Source organism: Kibdelosporangium banguiense (genome assembly GCF_017876405.1).
Taxonomy (GTDB): domain Bacteria; phylum Actinomycetota; class Actinomycetes; order Mycobacteriales; family Pseudonocardiaceae; genus Kibdelosporangium; species Kibdelosporangium banguiense.
The window spans coordinates 7,690,923-7,714,846 of the sequence record NZ_JAGINW010000001.1; the positions used below are offsets into that span (position 1 = coordinate 7,690,923).

The 23,924-nt window shown below is 66.2% G+C and carries 21 protein-coding genes; 13 read left to right on the forward strand and 8 right to left on the reverse strand.

Features of this window, described 5'->3' with window-relative positions:
* Positions 1-244: 244 nt before the first annotated feature.
* Positions 245-841, reverse strand: a complete 597-nt coding sequence (locus JOF56_RS35485; protein ID WP_209643807.1) for a hypothetical protein — start codon at positions 839-841, stop codon at positions 245-247.
* 352 nt (positions 842-1,193) lie between these two features.
* Here JOF56_RS35485 and JOF56_RS35490 point away from each other — a divergent pair, with 352 nt between their 5' ends.
* The 3 genes from JOF56_RS35490 to JOF56_RS35500 all read left to right on the forward strand — a co-directional run bounded on the left by JOF56_RS35490 (position 1,194) and on the right by JOF56_RS35500 (position 4,062).
* Positions 1,194-2,372, forward strand: coding sequence for a sensor histidine kinase (locus JOF56_RS35490; RefSeq protein WP_209643808.1), 1,179 nt, complete (start codon positions 1,194-1,196; stop codon positions 2,370-2,372).
* A 5-nt stretch (positions 2,373-2,377) separates the two neighbouring features.
* Positions 2,378-3,049, forward strand: coding sequence for a response regulator (locus tag JOF56_RS35495; protein WP_307855814.1), 672 nt, complete (start codon positions 2,378-2,380; stop codon positions 3,047-3,049).
* An 89-nt stretch (positions 3,050-3,138) separates the two neighbouring features.
* Positions 3,139-4,062 (forward strand): CPBP family intramembrane glutamic endopeptidase, encoded by a 924-nt coding sequence (locus JOF56_RS35500; protein WP_209643810.1) that lies wholly within the window; start codon positions 3,139-3,141, stop codon positions 4,060-4,062.
* Between the two features lie 114 nt (positions 4,063-4,176).
* On the opposite strand, the gene JOF56_RS35505 is transcribed toward JOF56_RS35500, so the two are convergent.
* Positions 4,177-7,959 (reverse strand): eCIS core domain-containing protein, encoded by a 3,783-nt coding sequence (locus JOF56_RS35505; protein ID WP_209643811.1) that lies wholly within the window; start codon positions 7,957-7,959, stop codon positions 4,177-4,179.
* Between the two features lie 264 nt (positions 7,960-8,223).
* On the opposite strand from JOF56_RS35505, the gene JOF56_RS35510 reads away from it, so the two are divergent.
* Together JOF56_RS35510 and JOF56_RS35515 are read left to right on the forward strand one after the other, a co-directional pair.
* Positions 8,224-9,576, forward strand: a complete 1,353-nt coding sequence (locus JOF56_RS35510; protein WP_209643812.1) for a hypothetical protein — start codon at positions 8,224-8,226, stop codon at positions 9,574-9,576.
* Between the two features lie 10 nt (positions 9,577-9,586).
* Positions 9,587-10,480: a DUF2199 domain-containing protein gene (locus JOF56_RS35515; RefSeq protein ID WP_209643813.1), complete on the forward strand. Its 894-nt coding sequence runs from the start codon at positions 9,587-9,589 to the stop codon at positions 10,478-10,480.
* A 57-nt stretch (positions 10,481-10,537) separates the two neighbouring features.
* Here the strand turns inward: JOF56_RS35515 and JOF56_RS35520 are convergent, their stop codons facing one another.
* Positions 10,538-11,071, reverse strand: a complete 534-nt coding sequence (locus tag JOF56_RS35520; protein ID WP_209643814.1) for a DUF742 domain-containing protein — start codon at positions 11,069-11,071, stop codon at positions 10,538-10,540.
* Between the two features lie 275 nt (positions 11,072-11,346).
* Between JOF56_RS35520 and JOF56_RS35525 the strand changes: the two genes are divergently transcribed.
* On the forward strand, positions 11,347-12,330 hold the full coding sequence (locus JOF56_RS35525) for a GDSL-type esterase/lipase family protein (protein ID WP_209648667.1): 984 nt from the start codon (positions 11,347-11,349) through the stop codon (positions 12,328-12,330).
* Between the two features lie 65 nt (positions 12,331-12,395).
* Here JOF56_RS35525 and JOF56_RS60310 read toward each other — a convergent pair whose 3' ends face one another.
* Positions 12,396-13,817: a ricin-type beta-trefoil lectin domain protein gene (locus JOF56_RS60310; RefSeq protein ID WP_209643815.1), complete on the reverse strand. Its 1,422-nt coding sequence runs from the start codon at positions 13,815-13,817 to the stop codon at positions 12,396-12,398.
* 206 nt (positions 13,818-14,023) lie between these two features.
* Between JOF56_RS60310 and JOF56_RS35535 the strand changes: the two genes are divergently transcribed.
* Both JOF56_RS35535 and JOF56_RS35540 read left to right on the forward strand, forming a co-directional pair.
* Positions 14,024-14,725, forward strand: a complete 702-nt coding sequence (locus JOF56_RS35535) for a response regulator transcription factor (RefSeq protein WP_209643816.1) — start codon at positions 14,024-14,026, stop codon at positions 14,723-14,725.
* A complete protein-coding gene (locus JOF56_RS35540) occupies positions 14,722-16,092 on the forward strand; it encodes a sensor histidine kinase (RefSeq protein ID WP_209643817.1) in 1,371 nt (456 codons plus the stop codon). The genes JOF56_RS35535 and JOF56_RS35540 overlap by 4 nt, the downstream gene beginning before the upstream one ends.
* A 50-nt stretch (positions 16,093-16,142) precedes the next feature.
* Here the strand turns inward: JOF56_RS35540 and JOF56_RS35545 are convergent, their stop codons facing one another.
* On the reverse strand, positions 16,143-16,298 hold the full coding sequence (locus JOF56_RS35545; protein WP_209643818.1) for a DUF397 domain-containing protein: 156 nt from the start codon (positions 16,296-16,298) through the stop codon (positions 16,143-16,145).
* A gap of 2 nt (positions 16,299-16,300) precedes the next feature.
* Positions 16,301-17,131 (reverse strand): helix-turn-helix domain-containing protein, encoded by an 831-nt coding sequence (locus JOF56_RS35550; RefSeq protein ID WP_209643819.1) that lies wholly within the window; start codon positions 17,129-17,131, stop codon positions 16,301-16,303.
* A gap of 97 nt (positions 17,132-17,228) precedes the next feature.
* On the opposite strand from JOF56_RS35550, the gene JOF56_RS35555 reads away from it, so the two are divergent.
* Both JOF56_RS35555 and JOF56_RS35560 read left to right on the forward strand, forming a co-directional pair.
* On the forward strand, positions 17,229-17,681 hold the full coding sequence (locus JOF56_RS35555; protein WP_209643820.1) for a hypothetical protein: 453 nt from the start codon (positions 17,229-17,231) through the stop codon (positions 17,679-17,681).
* Between the two features lie 125 nt (positions 17,682-17,806).
* Positions 17,807-18,646 (forward strand): SAM-dependent methyltransferase, encoded by an 840-nt coding sequence (locus tag JOF56_RS35560; RefSeq protein ID WP_209643821.1) that lies wholly within the window; start codon positions 17,807-17,809, stop codon positions 18,644-18,646.
* Between the two features lie 28 nt (positions 18,647-18,674).
* On the opposite strand, the gene JOF56_RS35565 is transcribed toward JOF56_RS35560, so the two are convergent.
* Positions 18,675-19,328 (reverse strand): hypothetical protein, encoded by a 654-nt coding sequence (locus tag JOF56_RS35565; protein ID WP_209643822.1) that lies wholly within the window; start codon positions 19,326-19,328, stop codon positions 18,675-18,677.
* Between the two features lie 145 nt (positions 19,329-19,473).
* Here JOF56_RS35565 and JOF56_RS35570 point away from each other — a divergent pair, with 145 nt between their 5' ends.
* Both JOF56_RS35570 and JOF56_RS35575 read left to right on the forward strand, forming a co-directional pair.
* Positions 19,474-21,003 (forward strand): MFS transporter, encoded by a 1,530-nt coding sequence (locus tag JOF56_RS35570; RefSeq protein WP_209643823.1) that lies wholly within the window; start codon positions 19,474-19,476, stop codon positions 21,001-21,003.
* A 59-nt stretch (positions 21,004-21,062) separates the two neighbouring features.
* Complete coding sequence (locus JOF56_RS35575) at positions 21,063-22,436, forward strand: glucose/sorbosone family PQQ-dependent dehydrogenase (RefSeq protein ID WP_209643824.1); 1,374 nt, start codon at positions 21,063-21,065, stop codon at positions 22,434-22,436.
* Here the strand turns inward: JOF56_RS35575 and JOF56_RS35580 are convergent.
* Positions 22,425-23,414 carry an aldose 1-epimerase family protein gene (locus JOF56_RS35580; RefSeq protein ID WP_209643825.1) on the reverse strand — a complete coding sequence of 330 codons (990 nt, stop codon included), beginning with the start codon at positions 23,412-23,414 and terminating at the stop codon, positions 22,425-22,427. The genes JOF56_RS35575 and JOF56_RS35580 overlap by 12 nt on opposite strands.
* Positions 23,415-23,548: 134 nt before the next feature.
* Between JOF56_RS35580 and JOF56_RS35585 the strand changes: the two genes are divergently transcribed.
* Positions 23,549-23,908 (forward strand): hypothetical protein, encoded by a 360-nt coding sequence (locus JOF56_RS35585; protein ID WP_209643826.1) that lies wholly within the window; start codon positions 23,549-23,551, stop codon positions 23,906-23,908.
* Positions 23,909-23,924 lie beyond the last annotated feature (16 nt).

Genomic DNA, 23,924 nt, shown 5'->3' on the forward strand with positions numbered 1-23,924 from the left:
ATGACCGTAATGATGGGAGCCAGCACCCATCGTCGGCGCCCCGAGCCGCGCAACGCGGCGGCGAGACCGTGACCGCCGGCCGCACCCCCGGTGGCGCACGACCAACACACTCACCTGCCGCTTATCGCGCGTTTGCCGAACGCGCTCGCCTGCCGATTTGAGGGGTTCGCCGCAAGTTGTTCGCGCTCAGTGATTCGCCTCAGAATTACGACGTTCACACACTCTGCAAGGGTGGCTGAGGTCCTTAGCAGTTCGCCTCCATACGCCGGCGAATGTCCTGGGCACGCAGACGCACTGCGCCGGGGTAGTTGTCCCACACCCACTGCATCTGATTGTAGAGGAACACTGCGTCGTCGGAGCCGGTTGGCCGTCCCAGTTCACGAAGAAGCGCCCGTGCGTTTCGTTTGTCGTCTTGGCAACCCGACATGACTTCGGCGGCGGGTTCGTTCGCCGGCCCGGCCAGCGCAGCAGGTGCGAGAGCCGCGCCTGACAGAGTCAAGCCGAGCGCTGCGATCGCTGCGAACAAGATGTTCTTTCCCATGTGAAACTCCAGTTTCCGAACAAATGATTTCATCTGACTTTCACTGGCGACGCCGAGAAAGTGCTTGCTCCGCCGGGTGCGTCGCCGGTAGTGGTCGTACGCCAGGAGCGCGGCCAGCCCGAGCGCGACCACGCCGAAAACCACCCCGACAGCGACTGACATCGAGAACAGGGACGCGCCGGTGTTCGCCGCGACGGCCAGGGTCAGCAGAACCCACAGGAGCTCGTGGGGCAACCTGCGAGGTGCCGCGTCCGTGTCAGTCATGCCGGTGATTTCGGGTGCGCGCTTACCGGTGCCCATACCTCGTTCCTTCCTGGTCCTGCGGGCCGCCCGGCGGCTGTCCTACAAGATCCATCGTGGTGGGCCGCGGGCTGCGGGCACATCGGCGAAAAGGCGAAAGCCGGTCGTCTCCTACTTTTGGTGCAAACGGGGCCGGTGGCGGCGGGTGGCGTACCGCCGTGATCGATCATGGGCAGGTCACCGCCCGCCGGACCGTGGCGTCGGCTGCTCGCGAGGACGGCAGGGAGCGTGGGCAGATACTGTTCGTCAGCGATCCGTGGAGGCCGACATGGTTCCCGTTACCTCGCCATCACATAGGTCCTGGCCTCCGCGTCTGGTTGCCGCGTTTGGCAGTGGTGTGGCGGCGATCGGCATGCTGCTGTTTCTGCCCAGCGCGGCCGAGGCCGACCCCGACCTCGGGCCGGTGCCGGGTCCTGGTGGGGCGGCGTGGTGGATGGTCATGGCGGTGCTGCTGGTGCAGGCCGTGATGGTCGCCTGGGCCGGTAGGGCCCCCGCGGTGGTGTTGCCCGGGGTGACCGCCGTGGCGTTGGTGCTGGTTCCAGTGGCACCGGGATCGGCGTTCACGCTCACCGCCATCGCTGTGCTGGTGTCGGTGTTCGTCGCCGTCACAGCCCGTCCGGCGCGGCCGTTGTGGGCGCCTTTGCTTGCCGCGGCGGGGTTACTACTCACCGGACAGTTCGTTACCGCGGGTGCCCGCGGCGCGTCCGGGGTGGGCGCGGCCGGGATGAGTGCGGCGTTGCAGGCCTTGCTGGTGATCGGGCTGCCGCTGCTGGTTGGTTCGGTGCTTGCGGCGCGGCGGGACGCGCATGAGGCGCGTCGGCTGGAGCTGGCGGCTCTGCGCCGGGAGCAGGATGCGCTCCTGCAGGCGGCGATCTCGCGGCAGCGCACGGCGTTGTCGCGGGAGCTCCACGACATCGCCGCCCATCACCTGTCCGGTATCGCGATGCTGGCCGCGGTGGTTGCCCGGCAGATCGACACCAGTCCCGCCACGGCCAGGCACTCGGTGGCCCAGATCCGGGAGCAGAGCCGTGCCGTGCTCGCCGACCTGCGACGGCTGGTCGGTCTGCTGCGTGAGGAGACCGATGGGGTCCGTCCGGTGGAGACCCTCGACGCGCTGGCCGGGCTCGTCGAGGCCCGGCGGGCGGCGGGCGCCGAGATCGAGCTGTGCATGCCGCCGTGCTGGGAGGAGCCGGGGCCGCTGGCCCAGTTGGTCGCCTACCGGATGGTGCAGGAGTCACTGGCCAACGCCGCGGCGCACGCACCGGGTGCGCCCTGCACGGTCGAGGTCGGCGCGCCACGCGAGGGGCGGCTCACGATCAGCGTGCGCAACGGCGTGCCCACCAGCCCCGACCCGGGTCCGGGTGGCGGGTTCGGCCTGGTGGGCATGGCCGAGCGGGCCCAGCTGGTCGGCGCCGATCTCGACCACGGCCCCACTCCGGAGGGTGGCTGGGAGGTGCGGCTGAGACTTCCGCTCGGGGAGACGGTCAGTACGATGTGCGCGCCCGCGAGCCTTCCGGAGGTCCCCCCTTGATCCGCGTGCTCATCGCCGATGACCAACCCCTGGTGCGCACCGGCTTGACGGCACTGCTGACCGCCGAGCCGGACATCGAGGTCGTCGGCGTCGCCTGTGACGGGGCGCGGGCACTGACCATGGCGCGTGAGCTGGTGCCCGACCTCGCCTGCCTCGATATCCGGATGCCCGGCCGCAGTGGCATCGACGTGGCGCGGGAGCTGTGCGCGCCACATGCCGACCCCCAGGTGCCGGTGCTCGTGCTCACGACCTTCGACCTCGACGACTACGTGTTCGGCGCGCTGGAGGCCGGGGCCTCCGGGTTTCTGCTCAAGGATTCCGAACCGGATGACATCGTGCACGCGGTCCGGCAGGTGGCCGCCGGACGGGGCACGATCGACCAGACGCTGACCCGGCGCATCCTGCGCGAGTTCGTGCACCGGCGCCGGCTGCAGCCGGTGGCCGGGCGACGGGTCGAGGAGCTGCTCACCCCGCGCGAGCACGACATCCTGTTGCTGCTCGCGGAGGGAATGTCCAACGACGACATCGCCCGTACTCTGGTCGTGGAGGTGTCGACGATCAAGTCGCACCTGGCCCGGATGCTGCCCAAGCTCGGCGTGACCTCCCGGCTCCAGGCCGTTGTGTGGGCCTACCAGAACCGCGTCGTCGCCGTACCCGGCCCGGAGCGCGTGCTCTGAGACCGGGATGTTGCATCTTTGGATGGCACCCGGGAGCTTCGGTCGTTTGCCGCTCGTGACGGACTTCGCGCGTGCGCAGGATTGCGGCCATGACGACTTCGAACCACACCCCGCCGCTCACCGACCCCGGTCCCCGGCCGCCGGATCCCCCTGGTGCCGGTGGCGTGCGCGGGGTGGTGCGCCGCCATCCGTTGCTGAGCTTCTTCCTGCTCGCCAACCTGTTGAGCTGGCTGGCCTGGATGCCCTACGTCCTTTCGCAGGACGGGCTCGGCTGGTGGGCCTACCGGCTCCCGGAGTTTCTCGGGAGCACCCAGCTGACCGGTGTGCTGCCCGGCGCCTATCTCGGCCCCATCACCTCGGCGCTGCTGGTCACCGCGATCGCCGACGGGCGGGCGGGGTTGCGGCGGTGGGTCAGCCGGATGTGGCGCTGGCGGGTTCGCTGGCACTGGTACGCCATCACCCTGCTCGGTGTGCCGGCGGCGATGCTGGTCACCGGGTTGGCGTTCTCCGGTGGGCAGATCGCCGCGCCCTCGATGATGGCGCTCGCCGCCTACGTGCCTGCCCTGTTGCTCCAGATGATGACTACCGGCCTTGCCGAGGAACCGGGCTGGCGGGATTTCGCGCTGCCGCGCATGCAGCGCAAGTTCGGCCCGCTGGCCGGAACGATGATCCTCGGTCCATTGTGGGCGGTCTGGCACCTGCCGTTGTTCCTGACCGAGTGGGGTGGCTGGCCGGACGCGGACTGGACCCGCCCGGTCGCGTTCGCGGTGTTCTGCGTCGCGTTCAACGTGGTGATGACGTGGGTGTTCAATCGCACCGGGGAGAGCCTGCCGCTGGCGATGCTGCTGCACGTCAGTGCCAACAACTTCGCCTCGGTCATGTGGTCGGAGACGTTCCCCGGCATCGACACTGACAAGGCGATGCAGGCCATGGCCGCAGGCGCGGCCGTCACCGCGGTACTGGTCCTGATCGGCACCCGCGGACGGCTCGGCTACCGCCAGCCGACGGACTGACCATCCGGTCCGCCCAGCCTCCGCCAACAGGACCCTCAGTGGGCCAACCCGAAGGGCGGGGTCCTTTCGGCGGGTTTTGCCGGGTTTGGTACTGGTTTGTCTCTTATTGTGGGCTCAGAACGTTGTGCGGCCTCCTGCTGCCGATCTTCTGAGGCGTTCGTGGAGTATTCCGTCGAACTGGGCCAGTTGGCGGGCTTTTACTTCTTCCAGTTTGGGGCGGTAGAAATCGGCCATGGAGGCGTTGGCCGGGTGGCCTCGGCTGGGACCGTTCGTCTGCTGCTCCGCTGCGATTTGGCGGAGGGTCCGGTCGACTGCTTCGGTAATGAAACGGGCGAAGCGGGACATCATGTGGTCGTGTTCGTCGTCGGCACTGTCGCCGAATCCCAGGCCGCCGTCTGCGTGCAGTTCTGCCATGTAGGCGTCGGCCCAGTCGCGGATTTCGTCCATGATCTGGCGGTCGCCTTCGTCGCCGCCTCCGCCGGAGGTTTTCCACTCGGCCGCGCGTTCGTAGAGCATGACCGTGCTCATCGACCTGTATTCGGCGTCCGTGACTCGGGGCAGGCGGAGTCCTTCGAGCATGGCGTTGAAGTAGCCGTTGGGAATCAGGTGCTCGGCTTCCAGGCGCCAGACGAGAATGTCGTCGAATCGCCTGTGTTGCGCCCTGTATGGACGTACGTCGCCGAGGCCTGGAGCGTCGGTGGGTGGGACGCCGTTGGCCAGGACCCAGGCTCTGATCGCCGCTACCGCTCGTTCGACCTCTGCTTTTCCTAGTCGCACCCGCTCGGGCGGGATGCCGACTTCTGCTCCGCGGCTTCTGGCGAATTCCGGATTGTCGTACTGGGCGAGGTTCGCGGTGTAGGCGGTGGCTGCGGTGACGTAGGTCTGGTACAGCGCCTGGAGGGCGGGGTTCGGCACGCTCGACACCGGGATCGGGTTCGAGTGCAACACCAGGTTGTGGAAGTCGCCGTCGGTCTGCAGGGTGTGGCCGCCGTCGGCCAGGTCGAGCGGCTCGTTGACCACCAGTTCGCCTGGGGCACCCGGCACCGGCGCCGCGGGTGCGCCAGGTGGTTGCTCCGCGGCCGGCTGCTCGCCGCCGATGCCCAGGGCGCCCATGGCGGACTGGCCCAGGCTGACGGCCTGCTGGATCAGCCAGTCGATGGCGGAGTCGACCATTTCCCGCAGACCGGTGATGATCTCGACGATCTTCTCCGGGATGTTGCCGATGCCGACCTGGTTTGCCAGGAAGCCGATGGCGATCGGCACGGCGTGCGCAAGGCCCTGGGTGATCTTCTGGGCACCGGGGACGATGTTGCCGGCCGCGACCTGGGCGAATGTGGTGACGTACTCGTCGACGATGGTGAGGATGTCGCGTAGGTACTCGATGGCCGACTGGATGGCGTTGAAGAACGCGATGAAGCTGTTGATCACGGCCATCACGCCGGTCGGGTCCAGCATCGAGATCAGCTTCGCGGTGACCTTCTCGACGATCTCCGACATGATCCAGTTCTTGGCCATCTCGACGACGGTGTCCCAGAGCCCGCTGAGCCGGTCGGTGACGTACTGCCAGATCGCGGCCGCGCCACCCTGCTGGACGTCCTTGATGAACTGCCAGGCGCCGGTGAGCCGGTCGACGCCGCCGCGCATCTGCTGCATGCGTTCCGGCCCGATGTGCTCGCCGACCTTCTGCCACAACGAGTCCGCGGTGATGCCCAGCACCTGCAGGGCCAGGCCGAGGATGGACTCCAGCGACAGGTCGGGCGGCCGGGTGATGCCGATCTGGCCCAGTCCCCGCAACAGCCATGAGGTGAGCCCGTCGAGCAGGAACGGCAGGATGTTGTCGAAGAAGCCCATGAAGCCGGACTTCAGCGCCTGCAACATGTTCAGCAGGAACGCCACCGGGTCGCGCTGGATGTCGTCGATGGCCGCGGCGGCGTTGCTGACGATGTTGCCGATCAGGTCCGACGGGAAGTTCATCAGCTTGAGGATCAGCTCGATGACGACCTGCACGACCTCGGTGACGAACTCCAGGATCCGGTTGAGCGGATCCTGGAACCGGGCCAGCACCCGTTCGAACGCCGGAATCGGGGCCAGCAGGTCGTCGAGGGTGAGACTGTTCCAGATGCCCAGGAACGTGCCGGTGATCAGGTCGGTGGTGATGTTGAGCCGGGCCATCGCGCTCTCGATGCGGCCGGCCGCGTCGTCGATCACGCCGGACTCGGCCAGTTGCTGATATGTGGCCTCGCCGTTGGGCAGCAACGCGATGAAGCCGCCGATCAGGTTCGCGGCGGTGCGCGGCACGGCTTCGCCGGTGAACGGGTTCTGCCGGATCATCACGGTCATCAGCCGGAATCCGGGCATCTCGTGGGCGTGCTGCGACAGCCAGCCCAGCAGCGAGGCCTTGATCAGCTCGAGCGCCTTGCTGATCACCGTCCACGCGAAGTCGCCGATTCGCTTGACCAGGTCGAAAGCCCGCTGCGCCAACGGCGGCAGGGTGTCGAGCAGCCTGGGCAGGTTCTGTGGCGAGATCGCGTCCCACGCGTCGGCGAACAGTTGGAGCAGGTCGTTCTTGATGCTCACGAACGTGGCGAACTGGGTGTCGAGCCAGTCGGCGGTCTGCTGCAACGTGCCGCGCTCGGTCATCTGCGCGAGCACCTGGTCCTTGCCGATCAGACGCAGGAAGTCGCCCAGGATCTCCACAGTGGGCGCGTTGACGTCGGTGCCGCGCAACGGGTCGTAGTGCAGCACCTTCCGCGCCAGGTCCCACACCGGTTTGATCTGCGGGCCCTGCAGGTGCGGCTCGGCCACCTCGGCGACCACCGCACGGACCTTCTCGATGACCTGGTCGACGATCCCGCCGACGAAACCGCTGACATCGTTGAGGATCGCGTCGACGTACCGGCGCACGATCGCGGCGTTGCCGTCGATGCCGTTGGTGACCGACAGTTCGTCCCACGCCGCGCCGATGTCCCGCTCGATCCGGGCCATGGTCAGGTTGTGCGCCGACAGCCCGTCGGTCACCAGTGTGTACACGTCGCCCAGGACGTCGACCGCCTGCAGCACCTGGCCGACGTTGGCGCCGAACGGCCCGTAGGTGAGCAGCTTCTCGATCAGCTGTGTGCGGCTCATCTGGACCGGCTGGCCGGTGATCGGGTCCTTGCCGATGATGCCGGCGAGCAGGTCGTAACCGGGGATCGCGGAGATCGCGGACTTGACGCCGTCCAGGATGAAGTCCGGGATCAGATCCGTGGCGTCTCGCGAGACGTCTGGCGCGACACCGTGCACATCTCCGGCTGAGCGCTGCTGCGTCACGCGCGTGGCGACGTCCTCGGCCTCACGCTCGCTCGCATCGGCGGGATCGCTCACGGTCGCCGAACTCGCCGACAACGCCCCGCCTTGTTGCAGTGTGTGCGTCACTTCGTGGGCCAGCAGGTGGTATCCCTGCTGCGAACCGGGAGAGAACTGGCCTTCGCCGAAGTAGATGTCCTTGTTCACGGTGAACGCGTTCGCGCTCACCTCCGCGGCGAGCTGACTCGACTGCGACCCGATGTGCAGCCGGACATCACCCAACGAGGTGCCGAACGAAGACTCCAGGCTTTGACGGTGTTCGTCGGGGATCGGCCGTCCTGCTTCGGCAGTGCCCAACCTGTCGGTGAACCCGGACGGTGCCGCACCGCCGCCTTGTCCAGGCCGGCCGACGGCACGCTGCACGGCCGCGTTCCCGGCCACGGACAAACCCGCAAGATGGCTGCCCGAATTACGCGTTTGCCGCGCGAAAGCGGCATTCCCGGCAGCGCCGATCGTCGCCAGCGCGACAGGCATTTCGCCGGCCGCAGGCGCTGGCGTTCGGTCCTCGATCGGTGACGCCGTTTGCGTCACAGCGGCGTCGTGCTCACTCATCCGATTGCCCAGTTGATCGCTCCCACCTGCCGAATTGTTGTTGCACCGGGCGTGGTGGGTCAGGCGAATCCGGGCGCCTTAAAGGGCGGCCTTGCGGGCAGTTCCTTGTCCACGAATCGGCGTGGAATCCGGTGAGCAAGCCAGCGGCCCGGCGGGATTGTCGGACCCCCTTGGTAGCGTTCGAGCGCCTGCGGGCAGCAGGTCCGGTGCAGGGGCAGTGGTTGATATCGGCATGGCTGGGAGCGGTTCTGTAGCCGCCCTCGTGTGCTCGAGGACCGGCCCATCGCCCATCGGATCTCGGACCTGCCGCCCGTGGGTACGGACCAGGAGCTGGAGGAGATGGACGAGCTTGTCGCGGAGACGGTGAGCAAGATCGGGTACGGGGACGCGTTCTTCGCGTGGCCGGAGGCGGCGGCGAGGCGGTTCTGTGAACTGGTGCGGGTGAACACGGGACGCGATCCGGAGGGGACGGCGCGGTTTCTGAGGTGGATGCGGGCGGAGACGCCGATGCGTTACCCGGCATTGGTTGGGGTGGCGGCGTTTGTGCGGGAGCGGTTGGCCAAAGGGGAGCACGGGCTGTCGCGGCAACTGGTCGACGGGGTGCTGCAGCGAGCTGATGATCCAGGGCATCTGCTCGCGTATTGGTTGTCGACGTACGGCCGGATACCGAAGCCGGTGAAGCGTGGCGTGGCGGACGCGGTTGTCAGGCTGTACGACGAAGAAGCGTTGTGGCGCTACGACTCGGACGCGCGTCACATTGAGTCGCCGAGGTTCATCGGGACGAGCGGTGGTGTGCGGACAAGGCGGCCGTTGCGGTTTCGGGACGTGATCGCTTTGACGCATCCGGTTGCCGCCGACGAGAAGCAAGCCGAGGTGTTCAGGCGTGCGCGCGGGCGGACACCGGGACCGAACGGCAGGGCCGGCCGCGACAAGTTACGTACGCTGGACCGCCAGGGCTGGGACTGGCTCGTGTCCACAATGTCCGTGCCCGGACTGCTGGCGAACTTGCGGTTGTTCGACAGCGTGTCGATCCCGTTCGAGACGGCGATGACGGTCGCCGCCAGGATCGCCCAGCCAGGCGAAGGCATCCGGCCGATGCGGTATGCGGCAGCGTGGAAAGCGGTGACGACCGACCGGTGGCGGCCCGCGCTGGCAGCGGGTGCGGCTCGCAGTCTCCGGCAGATCCCGGAGATCCCGGGCCGCACGTTGGTGGCGATCAGCCCGGACACGGCGGAAGGCGCGGCGTTCGGCCTGTCGCTCGCACAGCGTTGCGCGAGCGTGGAAGTCCAGGCGGTCGGTGGCGAGCCGTTCGACGTGCAGCGGGGAGAGTCGCCGCTGCATGCCCTGATCCGTTGGCAGGCGGCGGATCGGCGCCCTGCCCGGGACGCGCGGTACGAATCTCTCGGCAAGGGTGATCACGACCGGGTCGTGTACATCTCGAGATGGGTCCACGAACCCGGTGAAGCGGACGTGGATGTGCCGATGTACTTATGGCAGACCGGCGACCCGCGCAGGCAAGTGCGTGATGAGGCTCCGGCTGGCAACAAGACGGTGTTCTACGGCATATGCGACGCCTCCTTCGACGCGATCCCGATCATGGAAGGCGCCTACCGCTAGGGTGCACGCCATGGTTGCTGACCAGACAGTCCGTTGCGGGTGTTGCGACGCTCCCATCGCGGTGACGGACCGGATGGACATCCGCGCGATGTTGCCCGACGCGGCGATCGGCCTGCCTGAGGAGAACCTGCACGAGATCACTCCGGGGCTGCTGCGCGTGGACGGCCTGGGCTCGTTCGCCCGGTGCCTGCTGCCGGTGCGGCTCAGCGGCGATCTCGAAGTGGTCTTCGGGGTCTGGATCAAGATCGGTGACGCCGATCTGGACCATGTGGCGGCTGTCTGGGACAAACGCGACTACGTCGATGTGGTCCTGCACGGCACGTTCGCCAACTCGATCATCCCGTGGGGCGACGCGATACTGGGCGCGCCGGTCACCGCCATGGTTCAGGACGTCGACGAGATCCCCTACATCGAAGCGTCCGACGACGCCGAGTTCGAGAAGCTGCTGACCGATGTCTGGGACCGTGACCATGTACTGAGCCGGTTCGCGCACGCGCTGCCGGTGGCTGTGCGGGAGACGATCGGCGAACGCTGGAGCATCGAGCGGAGCGCGGGAATGGCCGCCCGCGTGGTCGAAACCGGCGCCACGCAGTACAGCGGGCCGGGCCGGACGGTATTCGTCGACGAACTCAGAGATCCGATGAACCGGACAGCGGATGAAATGCTCGCCCAGATGCTGGAGAATTTCCCGGAACTCCCGCCGGAGCAGATCTTCACGACCCGGAACGGCGACGAGATCCGCGACGCCCGTTGGCTCACGCAGGACGTCGACGGGGAGATCAGGCACGAGCTGTACGGGTACGCCATCCGCCCCGGCAGCATGATGGCCATCGTCTGCATCCACGACACGCCCGAAGACCACGCGTGGGCGATGCACGTGTTCAACTCGATCCGCAACGTCTGAGCAGCACTCGACCGGCTCCCGTCCTCGGACGCCGGGAGCCGTGGGTACCGGCCGTGTCTACAGCCTGAGCAGCCCTGCGTGCACGCGCTCCAGCAGGTCCATCGACGGCCTGCTGCCGACCAGTTCGAGCTCGTGTACGTGGATCAGGCCGAGTTCGACCACATCCGCGATCAGCACGCGCGCGGCGCCGAGCGGCAGTCCAAGATGGACAGCCAACTCCGCAGTGGACTGAGGAGTCTCGCACGCCGAGCAGATCGCGCGGTGGTCGGCACGCAACGTGTGCATGTCGACCTGCCACGCGGGGGAGAACGACAGCAGCGTCTCCAACTCCAGGGCGTGGACCGGTTTTGTGCGGCCACCGGTGCGGGTGTAGGGGCGTACCAGTGGCCTAGGGTCGGATTCATCGATGATCTCGATCGCCGGTTGCCGGACCGGCGGTGCGACGTAGACAGGCTCAGTCTCAACGGCCGGAGGAAGGGCCGGCTCGGGCTCCGCCACGGTCTCCCGCGGCTGGAAGTCGTGATCGGCCCACAGTTGGTAGTCGCCCCATCCTCCGAAGTACAACCCGTTGAGCTGACGTTTGTCGCCCATGGCGGGATTCACCACCTGCGTTAGCGGAACGAAGGTGTGAGTTTAAGTTGATTTGAGATGGCTGGGCAATGGTTCATCTGGGTTTACATGCACACGAACAAATTCGCGATTTCGTCACCCTCGGTGACCGTGGTGCGCCGGGAATCGAGGAGAACCCGTTCGGCTTATCGAGGCGCCGCAAGGCAGCTCGTAGTTTGAACAACGGTCTCATCGGGGCGACTGAGGGAGCGATAATGCCGTTATGTCGGTGGAAGCTCGGTCTGGCAAGCATTGTGATGGTGACAGGGTCGGTTCTGGCTGCGCCACAAGCAGTCGCGGACGACCGGCAGACAGCCGTGGTCTCCTTGGGGGACAGTGCGATGTCCGGCGAGGGCGCCGGTGACTACGAACCCGGCACGCGTGGCGAGAACGGCAACTGGTGCCACCGCTCGGTGAATTCGATGATCCACCGGACACAGCTGGCAGAACGGACATTCAACCTCGCGTGCTCGGGCGCGGACTCGGCGAACGTGTCCCTGGCGGACACCACGCACTACACCGAAGGCTCACAGGCCAGGCGATTGATCGACATCGCGCGGACCTACCGCGTGACCATGGTGATCGTGCAGATCGGTGCCAATGACGAGCCGGCGTTCGCCGACACGTTGGTCGGCTGCATCAAGGAATGGTTCAATCCGTTCAGTTCCGGCTGTGCGCCGAAACTGCGTCAGCAATGGCCGGGCCGGCTCGCGGCGATGGCACCGCGGGTGGAAAATGCCTTGGCCGACGTGAAATCCGCGATGCGGCAGGCCGGATACAGCGACTCCGGCTACTCCCTCGTACTCACTTCCTATGCGTCGCCGTTGACCGAGAAGATGGACCGGGTCCTGCATGGACCGCAGGGCTGTCCGTTCAAAATCAACGATGCGAAATACGGCCGTACCGAAGCGGTACCGCAGTTCAACGAAGCGCTTCGTGGTGTGGCAAGCCGTTCCGGTGCTCGGTTCCTGGATTTCTCCAGGGCTACAGAGGGCCGCGAGGCCTGCAGCGGCGGCAGCAACTCCTCCAACGAGTGGCAGCGCCGCATCACGGTCGACCCCTATGCCCTGGTATACGGCGGGCTTGACGCCATCGGAATCCACTTGGCACAGGAATCCTTCCACCCCAACGCCGCCGCTCACGGTCAGCTGGGCCGCTGCGTGACCCAGTTCGTCAACAGCGGCGCCGACAGTGCCCGCTGCCTGGCCGGTGCGGACGGCAATCTCAACGCAGTCGCCTGAACCGATATAGTCTAAACAGGACAGTGCCCGGCCGATCAGTTCGGCCGGGCACTGCTGCTGAGGTGTCAGAGACGGGACCACCTCTGGTTGGTGTTGCCGTGGCACGGATAGATCACCAGCTGTGCGCCGTTGCCGCTGCCATTGGTCGAGTCAAGGCACTTGCCGGAGGCCGGGTTGACGATCAGGCCGTCCGGCCGGAGCTCCCACTTCTGTGCGCCGGTACCGTTGCAACCGTAGATCTGGACCGGGGTGCTGTCCTTGGTCTCGCCGTTGCGAACGTCAAGGCAGTACGTGCCGTAGACCACCAGTTGCCCGAAGGGCGTCCGCGACCACTGCTGGTTGGGGCCGCCGTGGCAGTCGAAGACCGTGACGATGATGCTGTTGCGCGGTGTGGCGCTGGGGACATCGAGGCACCGGCCGGACTCCTTGACCTTGAGCATGGACCGGAAGTCGTTGGTGTCGATGATCGTCTCGATCAGGCGGCTGCCCGGGAAGTCCATCATGATCATGCCGTACCGGTTGGGCCACCCACGCCGGTTGATCTCGTTGTGGGTCATGATGTTGACGCCCTCGAAGACGACCGTGCAGCCCATTTTCTGGCCCAGCACCTCCAGGCAGTCGACGCTGGGGTACTCGGAAATGCACTTCGAGGAGAGATGGCAGGTGTCGAACGGGCCCTCTCTGACCCATCCGGTGACCAGCCTGGACGCATCGGTCGCCGGGCCGACGTGCCCGCTGGCGATGAAGTAGGGGAACGACCCGCCGGAGGCGCTCAGGAAGTTGACGTACGTGACGTCCCGAGGTCCGGACTGCGCCGCGTTCAGGTGGTTGCGGACCGCGTGCCACTTGTTGGCCAGGTCCCAGTTGTCGTTCACGTTGTACTCGTCCTGCTTGGCCAGGCTATTCCAGGGGATACCCATCCGGACGGCTGAGCCGAAGTCCTGCAGTACGACGATCTTGCCGCGGATCTCACGCACGGTCGGGTTGTCGCCGGTGCCCTGGTACACCTGCAACGGGTACTTGTCCAGGCCGGCCTTGACCTGGGTGTCGAAGCCTTCGCTCGGACCGTGGTTCTGCTTGATCCGCATCACGAGGGACTCGTTGGGATGCATTTTGAGGTAGTTGGTGGCCGTGACGAGCACATCGTTCTCGAAGTCCAGCAGTTGCGGGGCCGGACCGTGGTAGACCTTGAGCCTGTTGTCGATGGGGTCCGGGCCCAGCCGGATGTCCCAGGCCCGGATGCCCGCGTTCAACTGCTCGCCCAGATCCATGGACTGGGTGAAGACCGAGTCACCCCCGACTCTGTAGGCGCCGGTGTCGTGCGTGCCCGGCAAGGACAGCTCGCTGAGCGTCGTGGTGCCGGGCAGGTAGGCCATCCAATCGCGGGGGTACGCTCCGGCGCGGGCGTCGTGCGAGTACGAGCTGGTTTCGTGTGCGCTGGCGGTCCCTGCGAGCGACACGATGGCGAGCGACATCGTGGCTGACACAACGGCCGCGTACGCCGATATACGAGTTAGCTTTTTCATTCCCCTTCTTCCCCTCGGGTGTTCTGATCAGGCGCCGATGAGTCCACCAGCGGGGGATGTGAGCCCGGCGGCAGCACGGCAGGAGTCCGGCAAGAGAAAGGTGTGAATCCGGTGTGTGATCCACTGTTCTCACCGAACTCACACCTGGCCGTGCTGTGCTGACCGGGATGACTGAGACGGCACGCATTCTGGTGGTCGACGACCACCCCAACATCGTGGACATGCTCGCCACGGTGCTGAAGTTCCACGGCTTCCTGGTGAGCACGGCCGGCACAGTCGCCGAGGCGTTGCTCGCGGCTGACCGGGATCGCCCGGACCTGGTGATACTGGACGTGATGCTGCCGGACGGCGACGGTTTCGAGGTGTGCCGCCGACTACGCGCGGACGGTCACCGCGTGGGCATCGTGTTCCTGACCGCGCGGGATGCGCGTCACGACACGGTGGCCGGACTGACGTACGGCGGAGACGACTACGTGACCAAGCCGTTCGCGGTCGACGAGTTGGTCGCGCGGGTCCGCGCGGTATTGCGCCGAACGGTCGAATCCGCGCCGACGGGCCCGCCCGAGGCGATGCTGCGTTATGTCGACGTGGAACTGGACGAGAACACCATGTTGGTGCGCAGAGCAGGCCGTCCGATCGAGCTGTCGCCCACCGAGTTCAAGTTGCTGCGCTACCTGTTGCTCAATCCGGAGCGAGTGCTGTCCCGTGCACAGATCCTGGATGCTGTGTGGAGCTACGACTTCGGCGGCGGCTCGAAGGTGGTCGACACCTACATCGGCTACCTGCGCCGCAAACTCGAAGCACTGGGCGGGCCGTTGATCGTGACCCATCGAGGGTTTGGCTACGCCCTGCGTGAGGGTCGCGGATGAGCCTACGGACTTCGTTGCTGCTAGGCATTCTCGCGCTTACCACGGCTGTGTTGGTGGTCGCCGCTGCCGTGAGTGCTGTCGCGTTACGCGCCTATCTCCTGAACCGCACCGACGACCAGCTACGAGGCGGGGCGAGTCTCGCGTCGGCCCGGGGCCAGCAACTCTTCAACGGCGCCGAACCCGGTCAGGATCTGCGTGCCGTGGTCGCCCCGACGGAGTACCTGGTCGAGGTCCGTTCGCCGTCCGGCATCGTCACCCGGCTCTCTGGCGCTCGGTCCGTGCCCACCGGTTCGTTGCTCGACAAGGTGAACGGGAAGACAGGCACTCCGGTGACCGTCGAGTCGGGCTCAGGCGATTATCGGGTCGTCGCGGTGGTGGTGGCCGGTGCGATCGTGGTGGTCGGCCTCCCGTTGGCCATCGTTGACGGAACAGTCCGGCAGTTGCTTCTGATCGAGGCACTCGTTGCCGTCGCCCTGCTGATCGGTCTCGCACTCCTGGCACGGCTGCTTGTCGTGCGGCGACTTCGGCCACTTGAGGGCATTACGTCGACCGCGACGGCGATCTCCGGAGGTGACTTCGACCGTCGAGTGTCTATCGTGGACAGCGAGCGAACCGAAGTGGGCCGGTTGACCCGCGCGGTGAACGGGATGCTCGCCCGTATCCAGGCCGCTTTGTCCGCGCGGGCCCGTTCGGAGGAACGGTTGCAGCGCTTCGTCGCGGACGCTTCGCACGAACTGCGCACGCCGCTCACGTCGGTCCGCGGCTATCTCCACTTGCTTTCCTCAGGCATGGTCACCGAACAGGACCGCCCGGACGTGTTGCGGCGGCTCGACGACGAAACCACCCGGATGGGTGCGATCGTGGACGACCTGCTGTACCTGGCCAGGCTGGACGCGGAACCGGCCCTGCTCAGCCAGCCGGTGGACCTCACAGCCGTGGTGCGTGACTCAGTGGCCGACGCCATCGCCGTCGAACCCCGCCGCCGGATAATCCTGGAAGCGCCGGAAACATGCGTGGTCGCAGGCGACGAACACAGCCTGCGGCAGGTGATGGCGAACCTGCTGGCGAATATCCGGGCACACACCCCGATCGACGCACCCTCGACCGTTACTCTCCACAATGGATCAGAAGGTGTGCACGTCGAGGTGGCCGACAGCGGTCCAGGCTTGGAGCCTGCCGCGCTGGAGCGGATGTTCGACCGGTTCTACCGTGGCGATCCCGGCCGCAGCGCCAGCGGTGGCAGCGGATTGGGCTTGGCCATCGTCGCGGAGGTGATCCGGGCGCATGGTGGGGAAGTGGCCGCGCGGAGCAATCCAGCCGGTGGCCTGACTGTGTGGTTCAGGTTGACGTCATCGCTCCCAAGCTGATCGGTGGTCGCCGACCTGGTTGTGCAGACAGGTCGGCGACCACCGGGAGTTCAGCCGCGGGCTGTGAGGAAGGTCCGCAGTGACGCCAGATCGACAGTCAGAGTGGGGCCCTGGGGATTCTTGCTGTCGCGAATCGCGGCCAGGTCATTCCTGACCTCCACGCAGTTGCCGCCGGTTCCGCTGAAGCTTGACTTGCGCCAGTTCATGTTCACGCCTCCTTCAGAATCGTCCGAAGCATATTCTGGCTTTCGCGGATAGGAAGGGCTATGTGATCTAGCTGGGCGAGCATCTGCGTGTACGGCTCCGCTTGGTCATCATGCAGGTAGACGCCGCCTTCAGCGACCTCGACGTTGACCACAGGCGTGGTGGTGGGGAACGTCATGTAGAGCCACGAGTGGGTAATCACTGCGACTGGTAGGAGTTGCCGCAGAACTCTGACAGGGATCCCACGGTCACGCGCGTCCAGAAGGTGCTTGAGTTGCTTCTTGTGGCCATCGGAACCACCGAATGGCGTCCGTAGCGCGGTTTCGTTGATGTAGGCCGCGTAGTCCACCGTACCCAGGATCTTTTGTCGCCTTCGCCTGGCCAACCATCGCAGTTCGGCGATATCTGCTGGAATGTCGCCGGAGAGCATGAGCGCCATGGCGTACTCCTCGGTTTGCAGCAGGCCTGGCACCAGTGATACGGCCCAGTCGGTGAGGCTGTTGGCATCATTCGCGTAGCTGGCGAGAGTTCCCATCTCGGCTGGAACACCGGGCAGTGGGCGGTCCCACCAGCCGGATGAGTTCTCTGCTCTCGCCTCCGCGATGACGTCTTCGCGCTCGGCGGACGGAATCCGGTATGCGGTAAGGATCATCGCCACGTGTTCGGTGGTGATATGTCGCTGGCCGTTCTCGATTCTGGACATCGTGGCCAGGCCCCACTCCAGCAGCTTCGCGGCCGCCTCCAGGCTAAGATCGGTTCGCTCTTTGCGAATCGCACGCAGGCGGGCACCGATGATCCGGTCCCTGGGTCGCGGGGGCTGACGCTTGTTAGGCATAGAGCCATTCCTTCCCACCGTCGGAAGGGCGAGCGCCTTCCGGGAATCAAGTCTATCGTCCTGAGTGGAGCCTACAACGAACCGGAAAGTGGCCACAGTGGACGAACGCTTGCTTGGGAAAGCCGCCCGCAAAAAGATTTCCGAACAGTGGCCGCGCATTGCGCGCTTCCTCGGGCCGACGGGCCTGGCCAACTACATCGACGACGACTTCTCCCACTGGTCACGCCACGCCGAAGACCTGACCCCAGCCGAACGTGCGGCAGCCTACGAAGAATGGGCCGACTTCTACGAATGGCGACTGAAACAACGCGCCACCGAACTCGCCGACGATCGCTGCAAGCGCTACCTCGTCGCCGAATGGACCGACAGCATGGCCTACTGCTGCCGGCGCTCCGCAGCCTGGGCGCGCGGCGAAGACCCAGGCGCATGGCTACCCCAACAGGAACGCCGCCCAGACCTGTACGCCGAAAGCCTCGCGATAGTCACTGAAACCGTCCCCCAGCTGAACATGCGTCAGCCAACCCCCATAGCAACGACCCGCGGCTCGTGATACGTCGGCCGGTTCCGCCTCTGCATGCATACCCAAAGTAGCTACTCGGGAACCGCAGGGGACAATGGGTAGCCGGGGAGCACGCCGAAGGGTGCGGGCCGCCAAGAGCGAGGAGTGGGCTGAAGATGTCGGCCGTTGAGGGTAATTCCGCGGATGATCCGATACTGCCGTTCATCGACACCACCAAACCCAGTGTCGCCCGGGTGTACGACGTGTTCCTGGGCGGCAAGGACCACTACGAGGTGGACCGCGAGGTCTACCGCAGGACGCTGGAGATCACCCCGGAGGTGCCGCTGCTGACCCGGACGTTCCGGCAGTGGCTGATCAGGGTGGTGCGGTTCCTGGCGTCCGGCGCGGGGATCGACCAGATCCTCGACTGCGGATCGGGCCTGCCCACCGCCGAGAACACCCACCAGGTGGCGCAGCGCGTCAATCCCGAGACCACGGTCGTCTACGTGGACAACGACCCGATGGTGATCGCGCACGGCCGGGCTCTGCTGGAGGAGAACGACCGGACGCACTTCGTCGACGCCAACTTGCGTGACGCTGAAGCGCTTCTGGCCCACCCCACTGTCACCCGGTACCTGGACATGAACCGGCCGCTCGCGCTCATGCAGTGCGGGACGCTCCACCACATCAGTGACGAGGACAACCCCGTCGACCTGATGGCCCGCTACATCGACGCGCTGCCGTCCGGCTCGTACGTCGCCATCAGCCACTTCTACGACCCGGCTGACGGCAGTGAGCTGAGCGAGCTCTCGCAGAAGCTGGAAACGAACCTGCTCAACGCCGTCGGATCCGGGTGGTGCCGGACGTCCGCACAGATCGAAGCGATGTTCTGCGGACTTGAGCTGGTCGAACCCGGCTTGGTCCCAGCGGTCGACTGGTGGCCGGACGGTCCTCGCATCAGGCCGGTGGCGACCGTCGAGCAGATCGCCTACGGAGCGGTCGCCCGCAAACCCTGACGCCTCAGGCGCCGTCCGGCCGCCAGGTTCACCGGGTAGTGGGGGTGACGGTGGCCGATCCGGTGGTGACCGAGCCGCCGATCTGGGTCTTGATCTTCTGGCAGGCAGGGGCGCGTTTGGCGGCCGCTTCCATGTCGGCGGACTTCAGTGCCGGCTGGTCGAGCGGGTTCTGCATGTTGCCAAGGGCGGCGAGGTCCTTGGACACGCTCTGAACGGCGGCACCGATGGCCTGGGGATTGTTCGGATCCACGCCCTCGAGCTTGGTCTTTGTCGTGTCCACGGTCTGCTTGAGCTGCGTGAAGGTCTTCTGCAGCTCGGTCACCGCTGCCTTGCCGTCGGGGACACCGGCCGCGTCGACGTCGGTGAGTTTCCTGTTCGCCTTGTCCAGGCCCGTCGACATCGTGCCCAGCTGGGTCTTCAGCGAGTTGAGGGCCGCCGCCGGGCTGCTTGTGTCCGGCCTGAAGGAGGTCGCGGGCGTGATGAACTCCTGCATCGCGCCGCAGACGTCGTCGGCGAAGTCGACCTTGGCCTGATCCACGGTGCCGGACGTGCTCGACGGCGGCTGGGTGACCGTGTTGCTGCCGGTGGCCGGGCCGGTGTTCTGCTGGGTGCCGCCGCATCCCGCTGTGACCAGTGCGAATCCGGCCACTACAGCGATGATCGTGGTGCGTCCAGCAGGCATGAGGACCCCCTGTCGTCGGTTTTGCTGTCGGCGTTCGGGTGCCCACGAAAAAATTTCTCAACCTTTTGGCGGCCGGATGTCGATCTGGCGGCCCGGCGATCGACGGGAGTGTGAAAGCCGAACCGCACAGCACAGGGAGACGACGATGAGGGCAGGACGACGCGAATGGCTGGGCCTGGCGGTGCTGGCGCTGCCGACACTGCTGCTGTCGCTGGACATGAGCGTGCTGCACCTGGCAGTCCCGCATCTGGCCGCCGACCTGCAGCCGAGCAGCACGCAGCTGCTGTGGATCATCGACATCTACGGGTTCATGATCGCCGGGTTCCTGGTCACCATGGGCACCCTCGGCGACCGGATAGGCAGGCGAAAACTCCTGATGTACGGCTGCGCGGCCTTCGGGCTGGCGTCGATCGTCGCGGCTTTCGCGTCCAGCCCGCAGATGTTGATCGGCGCCCGCGCCGCGCTGGGGGTCGCGGGCGCCACCCTCATGCCTTCCACGCTGGCGCTGATCAGCAACATGTTCCAGGACGCCAGGCAGCGCGGGACCGCGATCGCGGTGTGGATGAGCTGCTTCATGGGCGGCATGGTGGTCGGCCCGGTCGTCGGCGGCGTGCTGCTGGAGAACTTCTGGTGGGGCTCGGTGTTCCTGATGGGCGTGCCGGTGATGATTCTGCTGCTGCTCACGGCCCCGAAGCTGCTGCCGGAGTACCGCGACGAGTCCGCCGGACGCCTTGACTTCGCGAGCGTCGCGCTGTCTCTGGGCACGATCCTGCCGGTCATCTACGCGCTCAAGGAGACCGCCAAGGACGGGCTGTCGCTGGTCAACGTGATCGTGCTGGTGGCAGGTCTGTTCGTGGGCACGGTGTTCGTCCGGCGTCAGCGGCAGCTCGCGGAGCCGATGCTGGACCTGCAGCTGTTCAAGGTCCGGGCGTTCAGCGCGGCCGTGAGCATCATGCTCGTCGGCGCGCTCACCATGGGCGGCGTGTTCCTGCTGGTCAGCCAGTACCTGCAGATGGTCGGTGGGCTGGACGCGGCCGAGGCCGGGCTGTGGCTGGTGCCGCAGGCGCTCGCGGTCGTCGTCGGATCGTTGATCGCGCCGAAGCTGGCGCAGCGGTTCCGGCCGGAGTTCGTGCTGGGCTTCGGGATGCTGGTCGCCGCGGGCGGACTTGTCTTGTTCACACAGGCTTCCGGCCCCAACGGCGTGGTCCTGGTGGCGCTGGGCATGTCCATCGCCTCGTTCGGGATGGGCCCGCAGGGAGTGCTGTGCACGGAGATGGTGATCAGCTCGGTGCCTCCGCAGAAGGCCGGCGCGGCGTCCGCGTTGTCGGAGACCAGCGCGGAATTCGGGATCGCCATGGGAATCGCGGTGTTCGGCAGCATCGGCACCGCCATCTACCGCGACCAGATCTCTGTTCCTGGCGGGGTTCCTTCTGAGGCTGCGGCACAGGCCACCGACAGCATGGCGGGCGCACTGCACGCAGCCAGCACCCTGCCTGGCTCGCTGGCCGACGGTTTGCTTGTCACAGCACGGGATGCGTTCACCTCGGGCCTGCACACCGTCGCAGGTATCGGCGCCGCGGTCGTGGTGATCTTCGCTGTGATCGGGATGGTCGCACTGCGCAAGAAGGACGCCGCCGCGGCCGTACGTGAGCAAGCCGTCCTGGAGAATTGTTGATCAGTTTGGTACTACCTAGGTACACGTTCAATCGTGCACACCTGGGGAGGAACCACCTAGTGAAACGCCTTGCCTTGGCGTTGACGCTGGTAACTGCCGTATCGCCGGTCTCCGCTGCCACAGCGGAGACCGGTCGCGCGTTCACCAGCAGGGTCGTGACGAGCGGCCTCGCCGACCCGTACGAGATCACTTTCGGTCCAGATGGCATGCTTTGGGCCACCGAGAAAAGCGGCTTGCGCGTGCTGCGGATCGATCCGCAGACCGGCGCGCAGCACACGGCCGTGACGATTCCCGACGCGATCCACACCGACTGGTCACAGGACGGTGTGCTGGGAATGGCGTTGCATCCCGGACTGCTCAAGGGCCGGGACCACGTCTTCGTCGCCTACACCTACGACTCCGATCCGGGGCCCGCGCAGGCGGCCCGGACCAAGATCGCGCGCTACACGTACGACCCGCAGACCCAGCAGCTCGGCCAGCCGGTGGACGTGATCACCGGGCTGGCCGGCGGTGTCGATCACCAGTCGGCACGCCTGGTGTTCGGCCCGGACGGCAAGCTGTACTACACGATCGGCGAACAGGGTGCGAACCAGTTCGGTGCGAAGTGCCTGCCGATCCAGGCCCAGCGGTTGCCGACCGCGGCGGAGGTGCAGGCCAAGGACTGGACCGCGTATCGCGGGAAAGTACTGCGGCTCAACCAGGACGGCTCGATCCCGGCTGACAACCCGGTGCTCGGCGGCGTCCGCAGCCATGTGTTCAGCTACGGCCACCGCAACGCCCAAGGGCTCGTCTTCGGCACGAACGGCCTGCTGTATTCCAGCGAGCAGGGGCCGAAGACCGATGACGAGGTGAACATCATCGGCCGTGGCAAGAACTACGGCTGGCCTCATGTTGCCGGATACCGCGACGACAAGGCGTATGTCTATGGCAACTGGTCTGCCGCGCCGGACTGCGAGCAGCTTGACTTCTCCGACTACGAGATCCCGCCGTCGGTGCCGCAGGCCACGGAGACCTCGTGGAACCACCCGGACTTCGTCCCTCCGATAAGGACGTTCCACACTGTGCCCAGCGACCACAACTTCATGGATCCGCAGTGCGCGGACGGTGAGATGTGGTACCTGTGCTGGCCGACTGTCGCGCCTGCCAGCCTGGACTTCGTGTCACGCGGCGCGTTGCACAACTCGCTGCTCATGCCGGCGTTGAAGGACGGCACGGTGTACCGGCTGGCGCTCACGCACGACGGAAAGCGCGTTGACTCCGTCGAACCGTTGTGGCGAACCACCAACCGGTACCGCGACACGGCGATCAGCCCTGACGGCAAGACGTTCTACGTCGCCACCGACAGCACCGGGAACACCAAGGACGCAACCGGAAAGCCTACCAACGCATTGGCCAACCCCGGTTCCATCCTGGAGTTCAAGCTAGGCTCCTAGCCCCCAGCTGCCCCGGTAGGTCTGACCGGGTGCCAGCGTGATCAGCCCGTCGCCGCTGTTGAAGGCGTTGGGCGCGGAGGTCATGGGTTCGACACTGATGCCGGCGCGTGCGGGCCTGCCCGGCGCGCCGTCATCGGTGTAGACCTGCATGAACTTGTGCGTATCGTCCACCCAGACCTGGACCTGTTGCCCGCTATGGGTTTCCACGGTCGCGGTGGCCACGCCGTCCACGCGCTGCAGATCGGTGTAGCAAACGTCCAGTTTGGTCGCACCGATCTGCTTGTGCGTCCGGAAGTCGTACTGCGTGCCCGCGACCGTGGCACGGCCGATCGGGATCAGCATGTCGTTGTTGGTCAGGTATGTCGTGGCCGGCACGGTCAGCTTGGCAGCATTGACATTCGGGTCGACCCGGAAGTACGGGTGATAGCCGGTGCCCAGCGGGGCTGGTTGCCGTCCGGCGTTGCATGCGGTCAGCGTGACCTGAACGCCTTGCGGCCGCAGCAGATACTCGATCTGGAACACGATCGTGAACGGGTATCCGTACTGCGGGAACAAGGTGTGACCAAGCACGACCCGGTCCCGGTCGTGCCGCACCAGTGCCCACGGCGCCCAGGTGACCAGGCCGTGGATGGCGTGGCCACTCCAGTTCTCGCTGGCCGGTGTCTGGTACTCGACACCGCCGAAGGTGTATGTGGCACTGTCGATCCGGTTGGCCCACGGCAACAACACCTTGCCGAGGAAGCTGTCACCGAGCTGGTCGGCATCGTGGGTCAGCAGTAGTTCCCGGTCGTCGACCCGCCACGATCGCAGTGTCGCACCGACTTCGGCGACGACCAGCCGATGCCGCCCGGCTGCGATGGGGAACTGTCTGCCACTGGGAAGAATGGTCGAGGACTGCGCTTGCGCGCTGGTTGAGAGAGCCATGGCGGCCACCGATCCGGCGGCCCCAGCCAGTGCGCCACGACGTGAAATGGTCATGACGTCATCATTGCAGCGCAAGACCCTGTGCCGCAGTACTTTGCGCCCGGGCGGTTTCACCCCTCGATGAAACCCTTGTGCAACAAGGAAATTGACGGTGTTGTTGCGGCAACACGTACGACAGGGGAGTATCCATGGGCAACAAGTTCAAGGCCGCCGCGGTGGCCGCATTCGCTCTGGCCGCAGTGGCCTCCGGAACGGCGACCGCGTCCGCGGCGCCGTCGCCAGTACCGGCCTCGATCTCAGCCGGCCAGGCGGTGGCATCGGTCCCGCCTGGCTGTCAGTTCCTCTCCATCAGGCGCGCGGCGCCTGCCCTGGCCATCGCCAACTGCAACTTCCTGGACCCCGGTTTCGAGCTGTACGCCGCGATCGTGCACTGCGCGGACGGCAGGCAGTACGACGGCAACTGGGCACGGCCTCACCAGATCTCCACCGCACGGTGCCCGGCGGGCGTCAACATGACCGACAACGGGCCGTGGATTCTCCAGATCTGAGGGCTTGACCCTCACG